The sequence below is a fragment of the Pseudarthrobacter oxydans genome (assembly GCF_034258515.1).
Lineage (GTDB): Bacteria > Actinomycetota > Actinomycetes > Actinomycetales > Micrococcaceae > Arthrobacter.
The window spans coordinates 763,230-781,407 of record NZ_CP139438.1 but is presented as its reverse complement, the minus strand read 5'-3'; the positions used below and the strand labels follow the sequence as shown (position 1 = coordinate 781,407).

General features: G+C 66.4%; 18 protein-coding genes and 2 tRNA genes. 10 read left to right on the top strand and 10 right to left on the bottom strand.

The window, feature by feature from the left end:
- Window positions 1-2 precede the first annotated feature (2 nt).
- Window positions 3-1,598, bottom strand: a complete 1,596-nt coding sequence (locus tag SMD14_RS03655; protein WP_321215357.1) for an alkaline phosphatase D family protein — start codon at window positions 1,596-1,598, stop codon at window positions 3-5.
- Between the two features lie 456 nt (window positions 1,599-2,054).
- Between SMD14_RS03655 and SMD14_RS03650 the strand changes: the two genes are divergently transcribed.
- The 6 genes from SMD14_RS03650 to SMD14_RS03625 all read left to right on the top strand — a co-directional run bounded on the left by SMD14_RS03650 (window position 2,055) and on the right by SMD14_RS03625 (window position 5,989).
- Complete coding sequence (locus SMD14_RS03650) at window positions 2,055-2,465, top strand: hypothetical protein (RefSeq protein ID WP_321215356.1); 411 nt, start codon at window positions 2,055-2,057, stop codon at window positions 2,463-2,465.
- Window positions 2,462-2,680, top strand: coding sequence for a phosphodiester glycosidase family protein (locus tag SMD14_RS03645; RefSeq protein WP_321215355.1), 219 nt, complete (start codon window positions 2,462-2,464; stop codon window positions 2,678-2,680). The genes SMD14_RS03650 and SMD14_RS03645 overlap by 4 nt, the downstream gene beginning before the upstream one ends.
- A 70-nt stretch (window positions 2,681-2,750) precedes the next feature.
- The gene (locus tag SMD14_RS03640) at window positions 2,751-3,710 is read left to right on the top strand and encodes a hypothetical protein (protein ID WP_321215354.1); all 960 of its coding nucleotides are present in this window, start codon (window positions 2,751-2,753) and stop codon (window positions 3,708-3,710) included.
- A gap of 619 nt (window positions 3,711-4,329) precedes the next feature.
- Window positions 4,330-4,947, top strand: a complete 618-nt coding sequence (locus SMD14_RS03635) for a DUF416 family protein (protein WP_321215353.1) — start codon at window positions 4,330-4,332, stop codon at window positions 4,945-4,947.
- Between the two features lie 38 nt (window positions 4,948-4,985).
- Window positions 4,986-5,420, top strand: coding sequence for a competence protein ComJ (gene comJ / locus SMD14_RS03630; protein ID WP_321215352.1), 435 nt, complete (start codon window positions 4,986-4,988; stop codon window positions 5,418-5,420).
- Between the two features lie 383 nt (window positions 5,421-5,803).
- Complete coding sequence (locus tag SMD14_RS03625) at window positions 5,804-5,989, top strand: hypothetical protein (protein ID WP_157239136.1); 186 nt, start codon at window positions 5,804-5,806, stop codon at window positions 5,987-5,989.
- Between the two features lie 108 nt (window positions 5,990-6,097).
- Here SMD14_RS03625 and SMD14_RS03620 read toward each other — a convergent pair whose 3' ends face one another.
- The 8 genes from SMD14_RS03620 to SMD14_RS03585 all read right to left on the bottom strand — a co-directional run bounded on the left by SMD14_RS03620 (window position 6,098) and on the right by SMD14_RS03585 (window position 12,871).
- Window positions 6,098-6,943 carry an aldo/keto reductase gene (locus SMD14_RS03620; RefSeq protein ID WP_157239138.1) on the bottom strand — a complete coding sequence of 282 codons (846 nt, stop codon included), beginning with the start codon at window positions 6,941-6,943 and terminating at the stop codon, window positions 6,098-6,100.
- A gap of 63 nt (window positions 6,944-7,006) precedes the next feature.
- Complete coding sequence (locus tag SMD14_RS03615; RefSeq protein ID WP_157239140.1) at window positions 7,007-7,483, bottom strand: hypothetical protein; 477 nt, start codon at window positions 7,481-7,483, stop codon at window positions 7,007-7,009.
- A gap of 7 nt (window positions 7,484-7,490) precedes the next feature.
- On the bottom strand, window positions 7,491-8,123 hold the full coding sequence (locus SMD14_RS03610; RefSeq protein WP_157239142.1) for a bacterial proteasome activator family protein: 633 nt from the start codon (window positions 8,121-8,123) through the stop codon (window positions 7,491-7,493).
- 77 nt (window positions 8,124-8,200) lie between these two features.
- Window positions 8,201-8,404 (bottom strand): YbdD/YjiX family protein, encoded by a 204-nt coding sequence (locus SMD14_RS03605; protein WP_157239143.1) that lies wholly within the window; start codon window positions 8,402-8,404, stop codon window positions 8,201-8,203.
- Complete coding sequence (locus SMD14_RS03600; RefSeq protein ID WP_321215351.1) at window positions 8,401-10,704, bottom strand: carbon starvation CstA family protein; 2,304 nt, start codon at window positions 10,702-10,704, stop codon at window positions 8,401-8,403. The genes SMD14_RS03605 and SMD14_RS03600 overlap by 4 nt, the downstream gene beginning before the upstream one ends.
- Window positions 10,705-10,936: 232 nt before the next feature.
- A complete protein-coding gene (locus SMD14_RS03595) occupies window positions 10,937-11,221 on the bottom strand; it encodes a DUF1540 domain-containing protein (RefSeq protein ID WP_157239147.1) in 285 nt (94 codons plus the stop codon).
- A gap of 94 nt (window positions 11,222-11,315) precedes the next feature.
- Window positions 11,316-11,849: a PadR family transcriptional regulator gene (locus SMD14_RS03590; RefSeq protein ID WP_321215350.1), complete on the bottom strand. Its 534-nt coding sequence runs from the start codon at window positions 11,847-11,849 to the stop codon at window positions 11,316-11,318.
- Window positions 11,850-11,887: 38 nt separating this feature from the next.
- Entirely contained in the window at window positions 11,888-12,871 is a 984-nt protein-coding gene (locus SMD14_RS03585) for an NAD(P)H-quinone oxidoreductase (RefSeq protein WP_321215349.1), read from the bottom strand.
- A gap of 107 nt (window positions 12,872-12,978) precedes the next feature.
- Here SMD14_RS03585 and SMD14_RS03580 point away from each other — a divergent pair.
- Window positions 12,979-13,066: transfer RNA gene (locus SMD14_RS03580), tRNA-Ser, on the top strand.
- 109 nt (window positions 13,067-13,175) lie between these two features.
- Here the strand turns inward: SMD14_RS03580 and SMD14_RS03575 are convergent.
- On the bottom strand, window positions 13,176-15,116 hold the full coding sequence (locus SMD14_RS03575) for an FAD/NAD(P)-binding protein (protein ID WP_321215348.1): 1,941 nt from the start codon (window positions 15,114-15,116) through the stop codon (window positions 13,176-13,178).
- An 84-nt stretch (window positions 15,117-15,200) separates the two neighbouring features.
- Between SMD14_RS03575 and SMD14_RS03570 the strand changes: the two genes are divergently transcribed.
- The 3 genes from SMD14_RS03570 to SMD14_RS03560 all read left to right on the top strand — a co-directional run bounded on the left by SMD14_RS03570 (window position 15,201) and on the right by SMD14_RS03560 (window position 18,158).
- Window positions 15,201-17,444, top strand: coding sequence for a prolyl oligopeptidase family serine peptidase (locus tag SMD14_RS03570; protein WP_321215347.1), 2,244 nt, complete (start codon window positions 15,201-15,203; stop codon window positions 17,442-17,444).
- Complete coding sequence (locus SMD14_RS03565) at window positions 17,414-17,968, top strand: GNAT family N-acetyltransferase (protein ID WP_321215346.1); 555 nt, start codon at window positions 17,414-17,416, stop codon at window positions 17,966-17,968. The genes SMD14_RS03570 and SMD14_RS03565 overlap by 31 nt, the downstream gene beginning before the upstream one ends.
- A gap of 102 nt (window positions 17,969-18,070) precedes the next feature.
- Window positions 18,071-18,158, top strand: a tRNA-Ser gene (locus SMD14_RS03560).
- Window positions 18,159-18,178: the final 20 nt, after the last annotated feature.

Below are 18,178 nucleotides of genomic sequence, written 5' to 3'. Positions count from 1 at the left end.
TGCTACGACACCCGAACCGCGCCCGGTGTGCCGTCTTCGACCTCGAACACCGCATGCGTGTACTGCCCGGCGGCCCGGCTGCCCACCCCGGTTGCCATGCGAAGCTCGGTGCGCCAGCGCTCCGGAGTGACCTGGCACCGGACGTAGCCCCGCCGGTCGCCGTCGAAGAACTTGATGTGCGGGTTGAACCCGATCATGGGCTCGTAGTAGGGCCCGTAGACTGGCACGTCGCCGTTGGTGCTGATGGAGGTGCCGACGAACTCGGTGGCCACCACCGGGGAGTCCGGCCGGTCAAAGTCCAAGTGAACATCGTTGACAAAAGTGGAGTGCCAGTCGCCGGTGACGAACACGGCATTGCGCACCGCGGGCCCGGCGATCACGTCCAGCAGCCTCTTGCGGGCCGCCGGGAAGCCGTCCCAGGCGTCATGCCACAGCAACTCACCCGCGGCGCCATCGTGGTCGAGGCGGGAGACCATGACGTTGTTTCCCAGGATGTTCCACCGCACGTCTGAGTCGCGCAGCCCGGCATAGAGCCACTGTTCCTGCTCCGGGCCGAGCATGCTGATGGCGGGGTCGTAGGCCGCTTCGCATGCCTGGGCTTCGCCCCAGCCGCAGGGCGGAGCGTCGCGGTACTGCCGTCCATCCAGGACGTCCAACTGAGCCAGGCGGCCATAGCGCAGCCGCCGGTAAAGCTGCATGTCCGTGCCTTGGGGCAGCGACCGCGCCCGCAAGGGCTGGTGCTCGTAGTACGCCATGTAGGCCGCGGCCCGCACTGCGGTAAAGGCCTGGGTCTGCCCTTCCCAGCCTCCGGCGTAGTCATTCTGGACCTCGTGGTCATCCCAGGTCACGATGAACGGGAACCGGGCGTGTGCAGCCTGCAGGTCGGGATCCGACTTGTAGAGGGCGTAGCGTGCCCGCCACTGCTCAAGCGTCTGCGGGGCCGGCTGCGCGGCGGCGGGAACTGGCGTGCGGCGCAGGCCGCCGTCGGCCCCGATCTCGTACTCGTAGACGTAATCGCCCAGGTGCACCACGAAGTCCAGGTCCTCTGCTGCCATGTGGCTGTAGGACGGAAAGAAGCCGTCATCCCACTTCTGGCAGGAGGCGAAGGCGAAATCCAGCTGCCTGACATCGGCCCCGGGGGCCGGCAGGGTCTTGGTTCGGCCCACAGGGGACCAGTGGTTACGGAACTTGAACTCGTAGAAATACTCGCTGTCCGGTTCCAGGCCCTCCACCTCCACGTGAACCGAGTGCCCCAACTGCGCCGGGGCGTGTGCGCTGCCGTCCCGGACAACATTGCGCATCCCGGCGTCGGTGGCCAGACGCCACTCCACGACGGGGTGGCCGGGAGGCATGCCGCCGTTCGGCTCGAACGGTTTCGGCGCGAGACGGGTCCACAGCACCACGCCGGAAGGCGTGGGATCGCCGGATGCGATTCCCAGCGTGAAGGGATCATCCTTGCTCCGCGCCGGCGTCGTGCCCGCGTCGGCCTTGGTGGCCGGGGTGGCAGCCAGCGCGGCGGCGGCGGAGACACCGGCCACGCCGGAGAGGAAGAGGCGGCGGTCTATCAGACGGGAGTTTCCAGGCAGGATCAAGGGCATGCTGCCAACGTCCCTTGGAGCCTTGAACAGGACGCCTCCCGCCGGGAACTCCGGGGGAACCCGCCGGTAAACATGCGGTGAAACAGTACAGCAGCTGCCAGTGGAAACGAGCCGCGAACAGTCCGCCACAACCTGCTGAACACCGGCGTTTGGCTTCTTCCTCCGGTTAAGCGCCTGACCAGGGTCGCAGCATGGAATCCCCCCACAAACTCCCGGTCAAGGCTGCAATTACCGCCCTAATCCCCGGGCTTCCCGGAGCCTTCCTTGCCACCGCCGGCCCCTCCGCAGCCACCCCGCCCCTCCCATCCGGGGACGCCCAGCCCTTCCCGCCGTCGAACTTCACCTCGGCGCCCGGGACCTGCACGAAACGCGCGACGCGACGGAGCCGGCCCCCCGCCTGACCTGTACGTCGATTACCCGCGGAACCCCCAACCCTTCCCTTTTTGGACGGCTGAAGTGGCCATCCCGGCGAATTCACCCGACGTTCGGCCCCGACCTGGTCAACCGGGAAACCACCAGCCCGCTGGCGGCTGCCGATGGTGCGCTCGCCGGCATCAACGGCGGCTACTTCGTCCTGGAACCCAAAGGCCGGCGCCCCCCGGAGAGCAACGACGCGGCAAGGCCGCCAAGGGTGCACGGCTGGCCCTGGACGGCATCAACCGTGTCCCGGGGCGCATCCGGAACTGCGGCGGAACGGCCGATGCTCCCACCGTCCTCGGGCACGACTACACCTGCACGGACCCCGATGAGGTCATTGCTTTCACCGAGGACTTCGGCTCCGCCACACCGTCCGGGCGGGGGCTGGAAGTGGTGCTGGACAGCCAGGGCACCGTCACCGCCGTCAACGCTCCCGGGGCACGGCCGTGACCGCCGAGGGACGCCAGACGGCATCCCTTGGGCTGAGCATCAAAGAAGCGGCAGACGTGGCCACGTCGCTGGGCATGGTGGAGGCAATCAACCTCGACGGCGGCGGATCCACCACCATGGCCGTGGGAGGGCAGGTCGTCAACAATTCCTCCGACGCATCGGGCGAACGTCCTGTAGACGACGCAATCCTCGTCCTCCCCCGCCGCAAGGACTGAACGCCGGCAGCGGGCGCGGTCGGCCGCGGGGCGTGAGCCCGCGGCAGTCGCGGCACCTAAGATGGCGTGCATGGAAGACGTGGCCCTGGCTGGGATCGCGAGCGGGCTTTATGCCAAGCCGCTGGAAGACTTCGTTGCGGCGCGCGCCGTCGCGGCCAAGGAGGCTGCCGGGTCGGACAAGGAACTTGGGGCAGCCGTGCGCGCCCTGCCGAAGCCGTCAGCTGCCGCCTGGACCGTCAACATGCTGGCGCTGCACCAGCCTGGTGTCCTTGCGGAGCTGGCGGCCCTGGGTGGCAGGATGCGCGAAGCGCAGTCGTCGCTGGACGCCGGGGCGCTGCGGGAGCTGGGGCGTGAGCGCCGCACCCTGCTTGCTGCCGCCGTCGAGGCCGCCCGTGCCGTTGCCAGGGAGCAGGGCCGGGGCATCAGCGATGCCGTAGCGGGGGACGTGGAGGAGACCCTTCGGGCCCTGACGGCCGATGAAGGGGCAGCGGCCGCCGTGCGGAGCGGGCGCCTCCTGAAGGCGTTGTCCGCCGACGGAATGAACACCGCCGATGTGGAGGGGGCCGTGGCCGTGCCCTCCGCGCTGCCGCCGGCCGCCCCGGTTCCGCCCCCTGCGCCATCAGCCACAGTAAGCAGGAAGACGCGCACGACGACGGCGGGCACCGCCCGTGCCACGCCGGACAGGCCGCGGCTTGAGGCGGTCCGCCAGGCGCCGCGTCCAGCGTCACCGCCTGCATTGGAGAAAGCCAAAGCCGCCCTGGCGGAGGCGCAGGCGGCAGAGGCTGAGGCTGCCCGGGCGGCGCGGGAGCTGCAGGACCAGGCGGACCAGGCACGGACCGGGATCACGGAACTCGTCCAGGAGGCAGCCGAGCTCCGTGCCAGGCTCAAGGGCGTTGAAGAGCGGCTGGAGCGCACGCAGAAAGTGCTGGCTGCCACCACTGCGGAGGCCAAGCAGGCAGCGCGTGCCGCGGACAGAGCCGAGCGGACGGCGATGCTCGCGCAGGAGCGGGTCCTTCGGCTGGGCAACTGAGACACGTGTAACTCTGTAAAAGTCTTCCGTTATTCCTGGAATACTGCCGGACAATTGGCCAAGGTGACACCGCAATCAGTACGGGCAGCTCTCTTGCCTACAATCGCCACTCGTCCTGCCCCGGAGCCATCGTCAACGCCGCCATCGTGGCAGTCGCCGGTCGATTCGGGGTTGGCGGGAAAGTGGCCAGTACAGATATCCGGCCTTTCTCCACTACAGGGCTAGGACAGGGACGAGGCGCCCCGGCAGTATTCAAAGAATCAGGGAACCCGTCAGTCCGATATGTAGATGTACATTCGAATCGCTCTCTTGGCGCCTACTTTAGGCAGCAATGGTCAACACGGACCCAAGCGGGCTCAGCGAAGATGACTGGCGGCAAACGTCTATCGACAGCCTCCTTGATCCCATCGCTCAGAATATGCGGACGACAGCTGCCCTCAGCACCAAGGAGGGGGTCAATGTTCTGGCCTCGGGTGGTTGCGACCTCACACGGGCACAGAGGGCAACGGCCGGGGTGACGATATGATTGCCGTCTCGCAGACAGGCCATGCGGAAGTGACAGCTGTCAAACGGCGCGCTGAATGCGTCACTAGCCCGACTACAGCAAAGTGGTGACGAGTTGTTAACAGAGGTTTACGACGAGGCGGCCCTGAAGGAGCGGCTTTCACACCTCGATAAGAGAGCCAAGACGGCCTTCGCTGCGGCATGCGCGGATAGCCTGGTTCCCCTGCAGGAGCGCTACTGGCGCAGGGCTGAAGAAAGCGCCAATGAATCGCGGGCACGAGACATCCTCGACTCCGTCTGGGGCGCTGTTTCCAAAGACAATGCCGTCGTCAGCTCGTTGGCTTCCGAAGCCGCCGCATTCGGACCTACGGATGACGAGCCATGGTTGTTTGATATGGGGTACGCGCAAAACGCCGCTGCTGCACTGGCGTACGCGATCAGGACATGGCTGTCTGATGACGCTCAGGAGGCCGCGTGGGCCGCACGGCAGGTTTACGAAGCAGCCGAATACTCGTGCAGCCAGCCCGACATGGGCTCGGACGAGTTGCTCGTCCGCAAGATCAGCGACATTTCGGCCCAGAATGCGGGCCTCGATTCATCGGCGGGCATGCAATCTGCCTTGGCCTTTCTTGATCAAGCCCTCAAGATTTGCGAGGCCACGCCATCTTCCTGGGACCAGTTGCAGCGACTGGCGCGGTCGGCGGGCCAGTCGTGGGCCTCCTCGTTCAGATAGGAGCTGATGGTCCAGATCAACGACGGGTAGGAGCCAGCATGGACGCCGAATTCAACCTCTTCACCGATTACCACCAGTTCACGGTCTCGGACTCGACCGCGGACTTCTCGGATCTTTGGGCGAAATGGACGGACGAAACCATCGAATCCATGTTCGTCCAGGGCGACCGCTATGTCGCCGTGGGCACAGCGCGCGATTTCAACGCACCCGTTCTGCTCCGCCTCGACTCGGAGCGGTCATTCATCGGCAGCGTGGACAGGGTCATGACGGGAATCCTGGAGGTCCCCAGCGGAGTGGTGGAGGTATCGGGACCCACGGACAACGGCATGAGCGGCGGAAAGGTGGAGGTGCCACCGGGCACCTACCGGGTGGAGGTGCAGTACTTCAACCTGGAATCGATCGATAACGACGGCATCGAAGGGGACGACCGCTACATGGTCACCCTGACGAGGGCGGACGGACAAACCGAGTAACCCAAGTCGAAGTCACTACAGGCACGCGGGTTGAGCGGCCGGCGGGCTGTCCCCTTCATGCACAAATTAACACTTGTTAAGGTCCTGTTCAGCCGGACCGGACGACCGCGAAAATTCGTACGGCACATAGCCAGTGTGGGAGATGATTGCGACCAGGCCAGCGAAGGAGACTCCGCTGCGCGTATCTTCCTTAGCTTCGTGAGCCGGATTCCCACCACGTTTAATGTTCTGGCAGCTCGGACGCCCTTGGCGGGGCTACCCTGGCTCTACCTGCCAGCCCGAAACTTCCAAATAGGGACCGGTTCTTCTACTTAGGTCTACGGTCACAGCAACACGCGGGGATGATTCCGAAGAATGTCAGACCCCGGTTGCAGACTGGATTCATGGAAAACCAACTGGTACAGGAATTTCACGTCACGTACTTCGACGCCGACTGCGGCCGTGCCCGGGCCGAGGTCTTTGACACGCTGGCCGAGGCGGAGCGTTTCGCCAGCCGGCAGTGCCGCGAAGAGGATGGCTGGGCCGTCGTTGACGCAGTGTCAGTCGAGCACATCCGCACTGCCGCCTGACATGCTCCGGCTACTTGCCGCACCCGTTTAACGCGGGCCGCCCCGGCCTGTTGGACAGGCCGGGGCGGTTTGCGGGGCTGGCACCATGGCGCGGGTGCCGGCCGCCGGCTAAGCGAAGTCGGAAACTGCGGGGTCCGCGCCGATGCGGCCTTCGCCGTTGGCGGAGCGGTCCAGCGCGTTGATGGCCTCGACGTCGCCGGAATCCAGGCTGACCCCGAGCGCTGCGAAGTTTTCCCGGATCCGGGACTCGGTGACGGACTTGGGGATCACCACGTTGCCGATTGCGAGGTGCCAGGCAATGACAACCTGCGCAGGCGTGGCGCCGTGCTTGGCTGCGATCGAGGCGACCGTTCCGTCGTCCAGCAGCTCGCCGCCCTGGCCCAGCGGTGACCAGGCCTGCGTCAAAATCCCGTTGGCCGCGCCGAACTCACGCAGTTCCCGCTGGCTGAAGTACGGGTGGAGCTCGATCTGGTGGATGGCCGGAACCACGCCGGTCTCGTCGATGAGCCGCTGCAGGCCCTCGACAGTGAAGTTCGAAACACCAATGGACTTGACCCGGCCGCGCTTCTGCAGCTCGATCAGGGCCTTCCAGGTGTCCACGTACTTGTCCTGCTTGGGCTGCATCCAGTGGATCAGGTAAAGGTCCAGGGTCTCCAGCCCGAGCCTGTCCATGGATTCCTCGAAGGCGGCCAGCGTGGACTCATATCCCTGGTCTGCGTTCCAGAGCTTGGTGGTGATGAAGAGCTGCTCCGGGGACAGCCCGGAACTGGCGATCGCCCGGCCCACGCCCGCCTCGTTGCCGTAGATCTTGGCGGTATCGATGTGGCGGTAGCCCGCTTCAAACGCTTGGCGGACCACCTTTTCAGCCACGCCATCCTCAACCTGCCACACGCCGTAGCCGAGCTGGGGGATGGTGTTTCCGTCATTAAAGGTCAAGGTAGGTGAAAGAGTCATTCGTCCATCCTGCCAAACTATCGGCTCCGCCCGGCGGGTATCGGCCCGAAGTAAGCCAGGCGCTTAACCGGGAATACCCAACTGCTGCGGTCCTGAACCCTCTTCGCTGAGGTGCCGTTCGGCGTCGGCCACCTGCTGGAATACGGACTCGGCCCGGCGGCGGACCGAGGCTGCACCTACCGGGACGGGGCCCACGGCGAGCCGGAGCATGGCGGCCGCTTCCGCCGTCGTCGCCAGGGAGTTGCCGGCTTTGGACAGGGCGCGGTGAACCCCGGAAAGGGCCGCAGGGATGTTGAGGCTGTCGTTGGGCGAACGCCGCTGCGCTTCCATGCATACCAGCCGTACCCGTTCGAGGAGGCTGGCCAGTTCATTGGCGATCTCCAGCAATTCGGCGTACAGCTGGTCGTCCTCCACGCCCTCAAGAACCTGGTGGAAGCGGTCCAGTCCCCGCTGGAAACGGTCATGGGCCCGGCGCCATAGCCCCTGGCCCAGCTCCGCGTCGTCCTTGCGCCCCTGCCTGGCGGCGCTGAAAAAGCCCAAGCGGAGCCTACAGGTATTGTCCGGGACCGTGGTCCGGGTCGTCCCGCTGGCCAGGCCGAGCAGGGCTTCCGGAGCGCGCGCCGGCGCCGGCGCGCTGCGGTTCCCCGTTCTCGCCGATGACCACTCCCGGGGCGATCATGGTGCCGGGCGGCAGCTGCCGGAGCTGCATCTGCGCGGCCGCATTCTCCCGGGCCGCATGCTGGGCAGCGATGGCCGTCTGGATGCCGTGGAACAATCCCTCCAACCACCCGACAAGCTGGGCCTGGGCTATCCGGAGTTCAGCGTCGGAAGGCGTGCCCTCGTCGGGGAAGGGCAGGCTGATCCTGTCCAGTTCCTCCACCAGTTCAGGAGCCAGCCCGTCCTCCAGCTCCTTGATGGAGCGCGCGTGGATCTCAGCAAGCCTGCCCCGCGCAGCCTCATCCAGCGGTGCAGACTTCACTTCTTCCAGGAGCTGCCGGATCATGGTTCCGATCCGCATGACTTTGGCCGGTTCATCCACCAGGTCCTGGATGTTGCTGCCCTTGGGCTTCCTGCGATCGGCAGGTGCGGACGGCGGGGGCACCGGCGGCTGCCACTCATCGATGGGAGTGCCTTCTACCGGGAGGTCCTCGGCTGATTGAGTGTCTCGTGGATCGCTCATGCGTTCATACTCTCATGAGCGATCCACACGGAACCCCTGGATGATCCCTCCCGGCGGCTTGTACGCTGCAAGCTCAATCAGCAGCACCGGCCTTGGGGGTTGCTGTCCTGGCGGTCGGTCCGGTCGCGCCAGAACTCGCGCTCCGTGAGGGGCGCCTCCCCGTGCCCGGCCGCCCTGTGGTGCTCGAGGTACTTGGCGTAGGCGTCCGCGCCCAGGACTCCGCTGAAGTACTGGGCGAAGCCGCGGAACCGCCGCTTGAGCACAACGAGTCCGGCCGTCATGAGTGGTGGCCCGCCCTTTCGAACCTCAGTTCCGCCGGGACTTTCTCCCATTCAGCCATCAACTCGCGCTCGGCAGGAGTGGGAATGAGTCCGGCAGGGGCGAAGACACGCGACGGGCGGGCGGGGTCCTCGTTGCCGCGCGTGGCGGCGGCGTCCCCGCGGTTGCGGAACGCTTTGGCAGTGGCGAGCAGCGCCGTCGCGATCACGATGATGCTCAGCACCACGAAGATCACAGACAGCCAGCCCTGGATCGCCGTGTTCCTGACCACGGCCTCCATGGCCGGGACCGTCTTGGCGGTGCCGAACGAGGTCTTGCCCTCGGCCAGGGCCTTGCTGAAGGCCGCGTTGTTGGCGAAGTAGCCGACAGCCGGGGTGGACGAGAAGATCTTCTGGTAGCTCGCCGTGATGGTGACCACGGCGGCGAACGTTAGCGGCAGCGCGACGATCCACAGGTAGTTGAACGTTCCCCGCTTCGCCACGATGGCCAGGCACACGGATAGTGCAATCGCGGCAAGCAACTGGTTGGCGATGCCGAACAACGGGAACAGCGTGTTGATGCCGCCCAGCGGATCGGTGACGCCCATGAGCAGCACAGCGCCCCAGGCACCGACCATGATGGCGGTGCAGAGCCAGGCCCCGGGACGCCAGGAGTGCTCCTTGAACTTGGGGATGAAGTTGCCGATCGAATCCTGCAGCATGAACCGGGCAACCCGGGTGCCGGCGTCCACAGCGGTGAGGATGAAAAGGGCCTCGAACATGATTGCGAAGTGGTACCAGAAGGCCATCATGGCCGTGCCGCCGATGAACTGCTGCATGATGTGGGCGAGCCCCACGGCCAGGGTGGGAGCGCCACCGGTACGCGAAACGATGCTTTCTTCACCCACGTTGGCGGCGGTTTCACTCAGGAGGTCAGGCGTGATGTTCACCCCGGCCAGGCCCAGGCTGTTGACCCAGGTGGCTGCTGTCTCCACCGTGCCGCCGGTCAGCGCCGCGGGGGAATTCATGGCGAAATAAAGGCCGCGGTCGATCGAGATTGCCGCCACCAGGGCCATGATGGCCACGAAGGACTCCATCAGCATTCCGCCGTAGCCGATGAAACGGGTCTGCCGCTCCTTTTCAACCAGCTTGGGTGTGGTACCGGACGAAATCAGTGCATGGAAGCCGGACAAGGCACCGCACGCAATGGTGACGAACAGGAACGGGAACAGGGCGCCCGGGAACACCGGACCGTTTTCCCTGCTGGCGAACTCGCTGAACGCGGGAACGGTGATCTCCGGCCGGACCACGATGATGGCAAGCGCCAGCATCACGATCACGCCGATCTTCATGAACGTTGAGAGGTAGTCACGCGGTGCCAGGAGCAGCCACACGGGCAGGATGGCGGCGATGAAGCCGTAGATGATCAGGCCCCAGGCGATGGTCACCTTGTCGAGGCTGAAGATGTCCGCGCCCCACGGGGTTTCCGCCACGATGCCGCCGCCGATAATGGCAGCCATCAGCAGGACGAAGCCGATCAGCGAAACCTCCATCACCTTGCCGGGCCGCAGGTAGCGGAGGTAGATGCCCATGAACAGCGCAATCGGAATGGTCATGCCGACGGAGAAGACGCCCCATGGGCTCTCGCCCAGGGCGTTGACGACGACGAGGGCCAGGATGGCCACAATGATCACCATGATGAGCAGGGTGGCGATGAGGGCGGCCGTGCCGCCGATGACGCCCAGTTCCTCGCGGGCCATCTGGCCCAGCGACCGGCCGCCGCGGCGCATGGAGAAGAACATCACAAGGTAGTCCTGGACGGCGCCGGCAAGGACGACGCCGATGATGATCCAGATAGTGCCCGGCAGGTAGCCCATCTGGGCCGCGATGACCGGGCCCACCAGCGGCCCGGCGCCGGCGATGGCGGCAAAATGGTGGCCGAACAGGACATTGCGGTCCGTCCGGACATAATCCTTGCCGTCGGCCTTGTACTCCGCCGGAGTGGCACGCCGGTCATCAGGCCTGGTGATGTAGCGCTCGATGACCTTGGAGTAGAAGCGGTAGCCGATCAGGTAGGTGCACACGGAGGCGAACACGAACCAGATGGCGTTCACGGTTTCGCCGCGGATGATGGCCAGCATGAACCATGCCACGCCGCCGAGGAGGGCAATCGCAGCCCACAGCGCGATCTTTCCCGGTGTCCATTTCCGCTCTTCAGCCTCCCGGACCGCTTCATCCACCGCTGTCGGCGGCAGCGCCGGGTCGGTGGCGGCCACGCCCCTGCCTCCGGATGCACTACCCCGCTGATCAGGCGTTTCGGCCATGTCTCCTCCTTGAGATTGTTATGCGTCTTCTGTCACGCACCCTACCAAGCCGCAGTCACAATCCGGAGGCATTCTGCCGGCTGCCGCAGAAACGTGCGGCGAGCGGAGTGGACGCGGCGACGAACGACCGGACCCGGGCTGCCAGTTGTGCCTGCGTCAACGCAGGCAAGGCCCCCGTCCGGAAGGTCCGGGCGGAGGCCTTGGCTCGTGGGAACTGCGTAAAGCGGCCCCCTTACGCGTGTGAGTAGGTGAGGCAGTCAGCGTTGTCGGCGCCGGGGCCGACGTGGACCTCGGTGGCCTTGCACATCAGGTGGTCATTGTGGACGCACTCGGCGCGCTGGCACGCCCCGACGTCGGCAAGGACCTTGGGCAGTCCGCCGTGGATCCCGGTCTCGATGAACGTGGCGCAGCGGGCGTGGTTTTCGGCGCCGCCCACCGTGATGGCGGCGGCGTTGCAGTTGGTGTGGTCATTAAAGGAACAGTTCGTTACGCTGCAGTCGGCGACGTGCGTTGTCATGAGCTTCCTCCGTTTGTTCCACCGCCCGGCCGGACGGTTCCTGGGACTTACGGTATGCCTGTCCGGGTCATTCAAAAAGACCCAATTGTGTGACCTATTTCCCCTGTCCCTGCTGGATCATCCTGGCCTCGCACAAGTCCAGCCACCGGACTTCCGCCTCCGCCTGGAAGATGAGTGAGTCCAGGACCAGCAGCGACGCGGTGTCACCGGCGCGCTGGTTCAGCGCCATGTCCCGGCGGGCCTTCGAATAGTCCTGCAGCGACTTCATGGAGGACACCCGCTGGCTCTGGATGACGGCCTTGACGTCGACGCCGGGCAGGGTGACGGCCAGCGCCAGCTTGATGGCCAGTTCGTTGCGGGGCGGGTTGTTCCGCTCCACCGGTGCCGCGAACCAGTTCCGGATTTCGGTCCTGCCGGCTGCGGTGATGCTGTACACCACGTGGCCGTTCCCGTCGTCGCCGTCCCTGGCCACCAGCGCATCGCGTTCCAGCCGGTCCAGCGTGGTGTACACCTGCCCAATGTTCAAAGGCCAGGTGGCACCGGTGCGGTTCTCGAATTCAACCCGCAGCTGGTAGCCGTAGCGGGGCTGGTCCTCCAACAGGGCGAGGAGGCTGTGGCGGATGGACATGCTGTTCCTTGTACTTGGCGGGCGTCGGTGTGCCGGACCTACATGACCAACAGGACCTTGCCCACGTGGTCGCCGGTGTCGAAATACCGGTGGGCGGCGCGCACCTGGTCCAGCGGGAACGTCTTTGCCACCAGCGGCCTGACCGATCCGTTGCTGACCAGCGGCCACACGGCGTCGCGGACGGCGTTCATGATGGCGCCTTTTTCCGCTACCGGCCGCGGCCGCAGGGCGGTGGCCACGACGGCGGCGCGCTTCTTCAGCAGCTGCCCTAGGTCGAGCTCCCCCTTCCTTCCGCCCTGAAGTCCAATCACCACCAGGCGTCCGTAGTCAGCGAGCGCGTCCACGTTCTGGGCCAGGTACTTGGCGCCCACGACGTCGAGGATCACGTCTGCGCCCTTGCCCCCGTTCTGGCGGCGAAGGCTTTCCGGAAAGTCCTCCTCGGCGTAGTTGATGGCGATGTCGGCCCCCAGGAAGGCTTTCGCCGTGCTCACTTTTTCGTCGGATCCTGCAGTTGCGGCAACCTTGGCGCCGAGCGCCTTGGCGAGCTGGATGGCCATGGTGCCGATCCCGCCCGTTGCCCCGTGGATCAGGACGGTCTCGCCTGCCTGCAGCTGGGCCGTCATCACCAGGTTGGAGTAGACAGTGGCCGCAACCTCGGGAAGGGCGGCCGCGGTCACCAGGTCAACGCCGTCGGGCACCCGAAGGACCTGCTCGGCCGGGACCGCCACCTGCTGCGCATACCCGCCGCCGGCCAGCAGCGCCACCACCTTGTCACCGAGGGAGAATGCCTTTGTGACGCCGGGACCGAACCCGGCGATCCGGCCGGATACTTCAAGGCCCGGAATTTCCGATGCGCCGGGAGGCGGCGGGTACAAACCCCTCCGCTGCTGCACGTCCGCCCGGTTCAGGCCGGCCGCCACGACGTCGATGAGCACCTCTCCGGGACCCGGTACCGGGGCCTCCACCTCGCGGACCTCCAGAACTTCCGGGCCGCCAGGCTCCGAAATGTAGACGCCTTTCATGGAACACTCCCGTTTCTGACTGAATACTGCGTGCAACCAGTGTGCACCGGACGCGTTCCGGGTTCTGTTTTGTTGCAGGCAAGTGCCTATGAAACACTACTGGGTGAGGAAGGTTGTCCGAGCGGCCGAAGGAGCTAGTCTTGAAAACTAGTGTGCGGTAACCCCGTACCAAGAGTTCGAATCTCTTACCTTCCGCGAAACAGGACCCCTGTCCGCCAGCATGCTGGCCGGCAGGGGTCCTTCGTTTTGCCGGCAAAAGCCTGCGGGCGCCGGGTTCCGACTGCTTGAAGCAACCTCCGGGCAGTTACAGCGCGAGTATTGCCCCGGCGATTTCGTCCGCGTCGCGAAGGGTCCGCTGGCCACTGCGGTAGTTTGGGCCGCCGGGCTGGATGGCCTCGGCGGCGATGGCCGTGCCCCATTGGACCGATGAGAGCTGGAGTCCCAGCACGTACAGGCCTCCGGTCACCGAGCCGTTGGCTGCCACGGGACGGTAGGGATGCGGCACCACATCCAGGCCGGTGGACTGTACGGGGGCACCCTCCACCGTCATCATCAGCCGCGGCCGGACCAGGCCGTCCGCCAGCAGCTGCTCCAGCACCGGCGAATCACTGGCCGAGACCCGGTTACCGGGCGCGAGCGCCTCCACCATGGTCCGGGCAGCCACCGGAGCTCCGGCCACCCAAGGTGACGACGCCGTGAAGGCGGCGTTCTTCCGGTCCACTGAGAACTTGGGGTCTGGACCCACGAAGCTCACCACCCCCGCCCTGGCCAGCGCCGCCAGCTGCTCGGAGCGCAGGGCCGGAGGCCCGCTGGCGAGTCCTTCCACAAACGACTCGAACCAGCCACGCAGTCCCGCCACCCAGGATTCATCGGTGATGCCGCCGTCGGCCACTGCTGTCTTCAGCACGGCGCGCCCGTGGTGGAGTGCCCCAATGGCCATCTTCACGGGGTCATCTTCCCCGAGCGCGGACCGGCGGGCGTCGTCCAGCAGGTAGTCGACGACGGCGGCATCGAGTTCGGTGCGTGAGGCAAAGGATCGTCCGGCAAGGGGTGCGGCGAGCGCCGGCAGGTCCAGCCGGTGCCGTGGCCCCACGTGCACGGCCAGCACGCTCTCCACGCTGTCTTCCCAGTTCGCGGCACTGTGCGCGTGCGGATGCAGCGCCTCATCAAGGGCGGCGAGGAAGGCCGCCGGATCCGGTACCGCGTTCGGCTGGGAACGCACCAGGGTGGAGTAGTACGCCCACAAAGCGTCACGGTGCAGGAGCGGCCAGAAATCGTGGTCGAACGCCGGGCGGATTCCTGCGGTGCGGAACCGTTCCAGCGCCGCTTCGGTGAAGTAGCGCAGGGTGACCGACGCCGGGTAGTAGCCGTCCAGGGCAGCTTTCGCCCGGTAGGGCGTTCCCCGGCGGGAGGCGGCAATGATCCGCGGTTCCTGGCCCGACGGCTCGTACCGGAGCGCCGTTCCGTTGCTGATGAATTTTCCGCCGCGGCCCTCGGTCAGCTGCACCATGGTGTCGAAGAAGTTCAGGCCCATGCCGCGGACCAGGACGGGCTCCCCTGCGGGAACCAGGGACCAGTCCACGTCCGCAGGTACAGCCGGCGGGAAGTATCGGAGGCCCAACCGCTTGGCCGACGCCTGCAGTTCGCGCTGTTCGGGGTTCAGGCGGGACGGGACGTGGCCCAACGCAAGCACCACGGCGTCGGTGCGCAGCGTGTCTCCAGTGGCCAGGCCGACGTCGAACGTTCCGTCCCCCGCGGGGCGCACGGACTGTGCCGACGTTTCGTGGAAGTCGATGGTGACGCCGTCGGGCGCTTTGGACGTCAGCTCCTCCAGCGTGCTGCGAAGGTAACGGCCGTAGAGGGCCCGGCTGGGAAAGCCGTTCGGGCCCAGGGCGGCCAGTTCAGCGAGGTCCTCCCCGCTTAGGGACGGCGAGGGGTTGCGCTGCTGGCGCGCCCGCCACAGGTCGAAGGTGGTTCCTGCGACCGGCGGCGCCAGGTCAGGGTCCTCGGGGATCAGCGTGGGGTAGAAGGACTGCGTGTTCATCAGGAACAGCCGGGACTGCTGCGGCTGCCACACGTGCCCGGGGCCCGCCGGAAAGGGGTCGACGACATCGATGTGGAGACGCACCGTTCCTGCACCGGAAGCGGTCTGCGCAGCACGGCGGGCAAGCAGGCGTTCCAGCACGCTGGTGCCCCGCGGACCTGCGCCGATGATGGCGGTCCGGATGCTCTGCGTTTTTTCCACGCCCTCCAGCGTACGGGCTGGAAACAGAGTGTGGGCTGAACGCTTGACTTGCCAGCCGTCCGCGGTGTTGTTTGGATGGGGCGCATGACCACCACTGAAGCTGATCCAGCGCCCGCCTCCGGAACCGGCAACCCCTCCGGAACCGGCCCGCGGGACATCGCGCCCGAGCCCACTGACGAAAACGCCTGGCTCGAAGACATTTACGGCGAGGAACAGCTTGCCTGGGTGAAAGAGCAGAATTCGCGCACGGAGGACCTCCTGGAGGACGCGGACTACGCCGGACTGGAAGGCAGCATCCTGGAGGTGCTGGACTCCACGGACCGGATCGCCATGGTGGGGAAGCGCGGTGACTGGTACTACAACTTCTGGAAGGACGCGAAGAACCCCAAGGGCCTGTGGCGGCGCACCACCTGGGAGAGCTACTGCACGGATTCCCCCGAGTGGGATGTGCTGCTCGATGTCGACGCGCTGGCGGCAGCCGAGGGCCAGGAATGGGTTTTCCACGGCGCCACCTTCCTGCGCCCCGCTTCCGGGGAACCGTACCGGCATGCACTTCTTGCCCTCTCCCCCGACGGCGGCGACGCCAACCGGTACCGCGAATTCGACGTGGAGGGCAGGACTTTCGTGGACCCCGCCCAGGGCGGTTTTGACCTGCCGACGGCGAAGGGAAACGTTTCCTGGCTGGACGCGGAAACGTTGCTGGTGGCCTCCACCGCCGACGGGCTGCCGAAGACCGCTTCCTCCTACGCCCGGACGGCCGTCACGCTCAAACGCGGGGATTCCCTGGCCGGAGCGCCGCGGCTGTTCGAGGTCCCCGAGCACCACATGATGGCCGTGGTTGCCCACGATTCCACCCCCGGTTTTGAGCGCACCTTCGCCGTTGACTACATCGATTTCTTCAACCGCAGGAACCTGGTGCTGCGTGAAGGATCCTGGGTCCAGATCGACGTGCCCACCGATGTGAATGTCAGCGCGCATCGGGAATGGCTGCTGTTCCGGCCGCGCCAGGACTGGGTGCTTGGCACGTCAACGTACCCGGCGGGCTCGCTCCTCGCTGCCCGGTTCGAGGATTACCTGGCCGGTTCAGCCGACCTGGCCGTGCTGTTCACCCCGGATGCGAATACGTCCCTGCAGTCCTGGAGCTGGACCCGGGACTTCCTGCTGCTGAACCTCCTGAAGGACGTGTCCTCCGAAATCCGGGTGCTGGATCCCTTCCGGCCAACGCACAATGCCCAGGCCGCGTGGGCGTCGTCGCCGCTGGATGCCTGCCCGCCGCTGCATGACGTCAACGCCTATGCAGTGGACGACGAAGACGAGGCCGACGGCGGTGCGGGCAACGACTTCTGGCTCGTCGCCACGGGCTTTACCACCCCTACCACGCTGCTGCGCGGCAGCTTGGAGCGTGCGGCGTCCGGTCCCCCCGGCGTGGTGAGCCGGCACGCGGTGGTCAAGGCGTCGCCGTCGTTCTTCGATGACGGCGGCTATGAAGTGCAGCAGCACTTCGCCGTGTCCGACGACGGGACCCGGGTTCCGTATTTCCAGGTGGCTTCCCGGGACCTGGCCCTGGACGGGCAGAACCCCACCCAGCTTTCCGGATATGGCGGATTCGAGGTTTCGCGCACGCCGGCGTACAGCGGCACGGTGGGCAGGGCCTGGCTGGAACGGCGCACGTCCGGTGCGCCAAACGCGGACGGCGGGGCACCACACTCCCGGGGCGGCGTCTACGTCGTGGCAAACATCCGCGGCGGCGGCGAATACGGGCCGTCGTGGCACCGGGCGGCGCTGCAGGAGAATCGGCACAAGGCGTACCAGGACTTCGCGGCCGTTGCGAGGGATCTTCTGTCCCGGGGAGTCACCTCACGGGAGCGGCTGGGCTGCGTCGGCGGGTCCAACGGGGGGCTGCTGGTAGGCAACATGCTTACCCGGTACCCGGAGCTTTTCGGAGCTGTCTCATGCGGCGTGCCGCTGCTGGACATGCGCCGTTACACCAGGCTTTCGGCCGGGCACTCCTGGATTGCCGAATACGGCGACCCTGACGTCCCGGAACAGTGGGAGTACATCAAGACCTTTTCCCCCTACCACCTGCTCAAGGACGGGGTTGAGTACCCGGAAACGTTTATCTGGACGGCCACCTCCGACGACCGGGTTGGCCCCGTCCAGGCGCGCAAAATGGCAGCCCGCATGCTGGCCATGGGCATCCCCAACGTCTGGTTCCACGAGGCGCTGGAGGGCGGCCACGCAGGGGCGTCGGACAACCGGCAGGCTGCGGCGCTGCAGGCCCGCAGCCAGCACTTCCTGTGGAAGGCACTGGCGGGCGGGGCCTCGTAGCGATGGCGCTCGAGGTGCGGCGGGCGGCGGCCTCCGACGTGGAGCGGCTGGCCGAGGTTCACGTCCTCTGCTGGCAGGAGACCTACCGCGGGATGCTGTCCGACGGGTTCCTGGCCTCGCAGAAGACCGGTTCGCGGCTGCAGCTGTGGCGCCACCTGCTGGAAGCCGCCGAACCCGCGCATGCCTGGGTGGCGTCCGACGGCGGCACGGTAGTTGGGTTTGCCGGCATCCGCAGGGAGCCTGGGGCCGCGTCGCACGGGTTTGCGCCGCCGTCGTCCGGGGACCTGGAACTGTGGGGGCTGTACCTGCTGGCGTCGCACCAGGGGCTGGGCCTGGGCCGCCGCCTCCTGGCGGCAGCGCTGGGCAATGAGGCGGCGAGCCTGTGGGTGGCCGCCGACAACCAGCGCGCCATTGGCTTCTACCGGCACTTCGGGTTTGAACCTGACGGCGCCGCCGACGTGATTCCCGGGTGGGAAGACCTTCGCGAAATCAGGATGGTCCGGGGCGGACAGCCGCCGGGGTGAAGCCCGCACCGGGCAGCCGGGGAGTCCTTTGGAGGCCCGGGCGATCCGTTTTGCACTGCATGCCCCGTTCTGCGTATCCTTGGTGGGCTAGGAATAGCAATTGGAGACGTGCCAGAGCGGCCGAATGGGCTTCACTGCTAATGAAGTGTGGGGCACAACTCCACCGGGGGTTCAAATCCCCCCGTCTCCGCGTTTGGCCCCGGTCCTGGA